We start from the raw sequence: 4,608 nt of genomic DNA, 5'->3' as shown, positions 1-4,608 counted from the left end.
CGCGGCCTACAAAGATCGCCCCCACGAAGGGCTGGCCTTCTATACCCCGGCCGATGTCTTCCACGGCCGCGTCGAGGCCGTCCACGCCCGCCGCCAGGCCGCCCTGGATGCCTACTATGCGGCATACCCCGAGCGCTACCCCAAAGGCCGACCGATCGCGCAACGGCCACCAGAGCAGGTCACCATCAACCCCGACGATGGAGTCACCACCATGGCCGAGAATGTCCTTAACGACCCACAGGCAGGGAATTACACCTACGCCCCGATCAACCCATCAACCACGGAGAAGATGAATTAAGAAAAACAGCCGTGACTGTCGGAAAGAGGTTGACACATTCCGTTCGGGTGTTGGGGATCTCCAGCCGCGCCCAGCGTCTGCGAGCGCGTGGGTTGTCCGAGGAGCGGGCGTGTGTACCCGCCAAGAACGGCGATTACCTGCCCGGCACCGACCGTGGCCGTCGTCATTGGTGGCTGATTGCCTATCGTTTTTTGTTTTCGTTCATCGGTTCGAACACTTTCTTTGCCGTCTGTCGCATCACCGCACCACGTACAGTTTTTAACGCAAAGCCAGCGGACGGTTTAGAGCGTTGCAGTCACGGGGGCTGACACCAGGATGATTGCAATGTCGAAAGTCAAAGTTGTTGCAGACCTTCGAGCAGTTCGTCACAGGGGAAGCGCGCGGCGCAGGGCCGAACGGTAAGGACGGCAGTGGCCGGATCGGCGAGGTCGTCTCGCTTCGACGAGAGCCAGTGCCGGGAACGGCAATGGAAACCCGAAATTCCACGGTTGAGCACCGGTCGCTTGAATGCCGTGGAACGCTTGGCTCGAATCAGGGGCGCGTGACAGGATAAGTTTGCCAAATCAAACAGATGCTTATCGTCTGCCTACAGCGCGCCCAGATAGCGCTCTTGCGCACAAGCCAGCGCCAAGAGACAAGCTTGCCACGAGCGCGGGTCGCCAGCGCTCAGTGGGACCCCCTTGATCGGTAATAGCGCCCATCAACGAAGCGGTCGAACACATCGCCCAATGCCGGATGATTGATCTGCTCTGCACTGTCGTCCGGCTCCAAGTGGCGCTCGGCGACGTAGGTGCCATGGTTGGCGTTGTGGACCAGCACATGGTACCAAGGCTTGTCTTTGGGTGGACGGCTTCTTGCCATCATCTCGTACCAGTCCTCGGAGCCTTGGAATATCGGGTCAACATCAACAATGACACCGCGATAATCGAATATCTTATGATGAACTAATTGTCCGATCGTGAACTTCGGTCGGGTTTCCATGGATCCGCCTATCTTGTGCCTTGATTTCTAATTCAGCATCGTGCGTGGCGTGCCATTCACCTGCCAGCTATCGGCCGAATGGCACGCTTTGCGCTCGCCCCACGTCAGCGCCGAGAACTCGCCTCGCCAACGCTTTCACGCACCTCATGTAAGCCGTCTCGTCCGGTGGCACATTGTAGCGTTGGCCGTGCCAAAGCGCCTCGGCGAGGCAATCCATCATCCGGTGCTCCGCTTCGAGGGCGCCCACGAAATGCCTGCTGAGCGCAGTGTGAATAAGATTGATGCCGCTCGGGCGGTCGGCGGCGACCTGTTCGCGCAAGGCGATGTGCAGGGACATGTGGAGAAAAGGATTGATTTTCCCGTCTTCCGGGTGATAGTCCCGCTCCAGGGCCCGTTGCTCATCCTCGAGCAATGGCTGGTATTCCGGGTGCTCCGCCTCCACCGCCGCGACCCTCTGTTCCATCGGACTCAGAGGCAACTCGGCTTGAGCTTTCCGCCACACTTCCATGTAGAAACGGCGAAACTCATTGCGGTTCTGATTGAAAATCATAGCAAAAGACCTGCCCATGCGCTGCATGCCTGCGGCTAATCGAAACGACGCAGGAGAATATGCTTACTTTGTTCCAATGAACGCGTACGTAATCGGACGCTAGCGATCGTCACCCGTTGCTGGTTCGAGGCCCGCAACTCGCCTGGTGCGATGAGGAGCGTACAACGCCGTCGAAAAAAGCGAGCGTGCTATGATACTTCTCGGAGAGAAGGTTCGTGAGACCGTGCGGCCGTCTGGCTAGCGAACCCAAGCTGCTAAAAGGGTGAAGGAATTGGGGCGAACCTTTTCCGAGGCGGCGGTTGCCCCAGGTTGCATCAAGTGAGTGCTCCTGCCGGCGGAGTGAGGCCATAGTAAAGTGCGTCCCTGCCTTGCCGCTCGACGGAGCGGGCTGCTTTCGACACCTATCACCTCAGACCCCACCGTTGTCGACGCCCACGTTGCCTCCGTGCGCCCCGCGAGGGAAAAGGTCTCGCCCAATGGCTGGGACAACGAGATTCGCCGGATAACTTCATCGAGCCGCTGCGAAGGCATTCAACTTCTCGCATACGCCGCCTTGTCCTTGAATTCACAGAGCTCGTAGATCACACACGCCGCGCAACGTGGTTTGCGTGCCACGCAGACATAGCGCCCATGGAGGATTAGCCAATGATGGGCGTTCTTAAGATATTCCCGCGGTACCCAGCGGGTGAGCTGATCTTCCACCTGCCGCGGCGTGCGGCCACGGGCGAGCCCCGTGCGGTTTGCGACCCTTAGTATATGCGTGTCCACGGCTATTGTGGGCTGGCCGAACGCGGTATTGAGCACCACATTAGCGGTTTTTCGTCCTACGCCCGGCAACGACTCGAGGTCCTCGCGGTTGTCCGGCACGTCGCCATGGTGCTGCTCCAGCAGGATGCGGCAGCACGCGAGGATATTGCGGGCTTTACTATTGAACAACCCGATGGTCTGGATGTATTCCTTAAGTCGTTTTTCGCCCATGGCCTGCATGGCCGCAGGCGTATTGGCGACTGCGAACAGCCGCTCGGTCGCTTTGTTGACGCCTCGGTCCGTTGCCTGCGCGGAGAGTATAACGGCGATGAGCAGCTCAAAAGGCGTGCGAAAGCGCAGCTCAGTGCTCGGATTGGGATTCGCCTCCTGGAGGCAGCGGAATATCGCGGCGCGCCGCTTGCGGTTCATTGACGGGTATTCCCGACTCAGTTCGAGCGCGATGTAGACGTCGCACGTGCGGATGCGAGGGCGGCTTGGCGGCGACGCGCTCGCTTCACAGCCGCCTCAATTACCGCCTTTTTATCGACGTTGTCAACGTCACGCGGGGGCAGCGTTTTCTTGCTTTGGATACGGCGTTGCCGTTCCTCGCGCTCCCGAGCCAGGCGCCTCAAGCGGTTGCGGTAGCGCTCGCGCGCGAGATCAGCCTTGCCTCCGTTGGCGCTTCCCTCCGCGGTCGGAATCATGTGAATGCAATCGACTGGGCAGGGCTCAACGCAGAGCTCGCAGCCGGTGCATTCGCTACGGATCACGGTATGCATCTGCTTGGCGGCGCCCAGGATGGCGTCTACGGGGCACGCCTGAATGCAACGGGTGCAACCGATGCACTTTGCCTCGTCGATCCACGCCACGGTTGGCTCCGCCGGCACCGTGCCATGCTTGGGATCGAGCGGTTCGGGTTTGCATCCGAGTAGCTTGGCGAGCTCGGCAATGGTGTGATCGCCGCCCGGTGGACACTGGTTGATGCTCGCTTCGCCGCGGGCGATCGCCTCTGCATAGGGGCGGCAGGCTGAATAGCCGCAGCGCCCGCATTGGGTTTGTGGCAGGAGGGCATCGATCTGCTCGGGGCTCGGCGGCGCCGTGTCGTGACGGCGGTTTAAGCAGCGGAGCAGCGATTCGGCCGCACCGGAGAGGCGAGTCAAGAATCTGATCGCAGCAAGCATGCCTGAGCTCATGTTCCGGTCGATCTCGGTTGCGCGCGTCGAGCGAACGTATCAGCGGACTCGCATGCCAGGCTTGGCGCCCGTATCGGGTTCGAGCAGCCAAAGCTCTTTGCCGCCGGGACCGGCAGCGAGGACCATACCTTCGGAGACGCCAAAGCGCATTTTGCGAGGCTTGAGATTGGCCACCACCACGGTCAGGCGTCCCTCGAGATCAGCGGGCTCATAGGCCGTCTTCAGATTCGCGAAGACCTCACGCCTCTCGCTTCCCATGTCCAGTACGAGGTGCAGTAGGCGATCCGCTCCCTCAACGGGCCTCGCTTCAGTAATCCGCGCAATCCTCAGATCGATCCGGGCGAATTGCTCATGGTCGATCGCCTCGGCGATCGGCTCTGCAGCAGGCGTCGGCGCAGCACGCGTTGCGCCGATTCCGGCGGGCTCTCCTGGTGTCAGCGTGTCCTGGGATTGCTCGATCATTCGCTCGACAGGAGTCGTGTCCACACGTGTCATGAGCGGCGTGAAAGCATGGATCGTATGGTTGTGGAGGGGGCGGCTGGCATCGTCCCAGCCCTGCGCCGGGAGGTTGAGGAAAGCTTCGGCCTGTTGCGCCATCCGCGGCAGTATGGGTTTCAGGTAAGCCGTTAGTAGCCGGAATAGGTTGATGCCCATGGTGCAGATCATTTGCACTTGGTCGGCCTGCCCGCCTTGCTTGGCAAGCAGCCACGGTTTTTGCTGGTCGATGTATTGGTTGGCCTCGTCGGCAAGCGCCATGATCTCGCGTACGACCCGCGCGTACTCGCGCTTCTCGTAGAGCTCGGCGATTTGCGCCCCTCGCGCCGTGAACTTGCGGTACA

General features: G+C 60.6%; 4 protein-coding genes and 2 pseudogenes. 1 reads left to right on the top strand and 5 read right to left on the bottom strand.

All coding sequences use genetic code 11. The annotated features are described in order from the left end of the window. A pseudogene (locus AC52Q4_RS14795) lies at positions 1-298 on the top strand (hypothetical protein); the annotation flags it as partial. A gap of 666 nt (positions 299-964) precedes the next feature. On the opposite strand, the gene hspQ reads toward AC52Q4_RS14795, so the two are convergent. The 5 genes and pseudogenes from hspQ to metG form a co-directional block, all read right to left on the bottom strand. Next, positions 965-1,279: a heat shock protein HspQ gene (hspQ, locus tag AC52Q4_RS14790; protein ID WP_495537567.1), complete on the bottom strand. Its 315-nt coding sequence runs from the start codon at positions 1,277-1,279 to the stop codon at positions 965-967. Positions 1,280-1,346: 67 nt separating this feature from the next. Further along, positions 1,347-1,829 (bottom strand): DUF1841 family protein, encoded by a 483-nt coding sequence (locus AC52Q4_RS14785; protein ID WP_495537566.1) that lies wholly within the window; start codon positions 1,827-1,829, stop codon positions 1,347-1,349. Between the two features lie 531 nt (positions 1,830-2,360). After that, complete coding sequence (nth, locus tag AC52Q4_RS14780) at positions 2,361-3,005, bottom strand: endonuclease III (RefSeq protein WP_495537565.1); 645 nt, start codon at positions 3,003-3,005, stop codon at positions 2,361-2,363. A 257-nt stretch (positions 3,006-3,262) separates the two neighbouring features. Next, positions 3,263-3,757, bottom strand: a pseudogene (rsxB, locus tag AC52Q4_RS14775) (electron transport complex subunit RsxB); the annotation flags it as partial. A gap of 51 nt (positions 3,758-3,808) precedes the next feature. Beyond that, positions 3,809-4,608: methionine--tRNA ligase subunit beta (gene metG / locus AC52Q4_RS14770; RefSeq protein ID WP_495537564.1), on the bottom strand; the 800-nt coding region annotated here is incomplete at its 5' end.

This window comes from Nitrococcus sp. (assembly GCF_059432795.1).
Note: the sequence above shows the minus strand (reverse complement) of the source record. Positions and strands in the feature narration are given on the sequence as shown.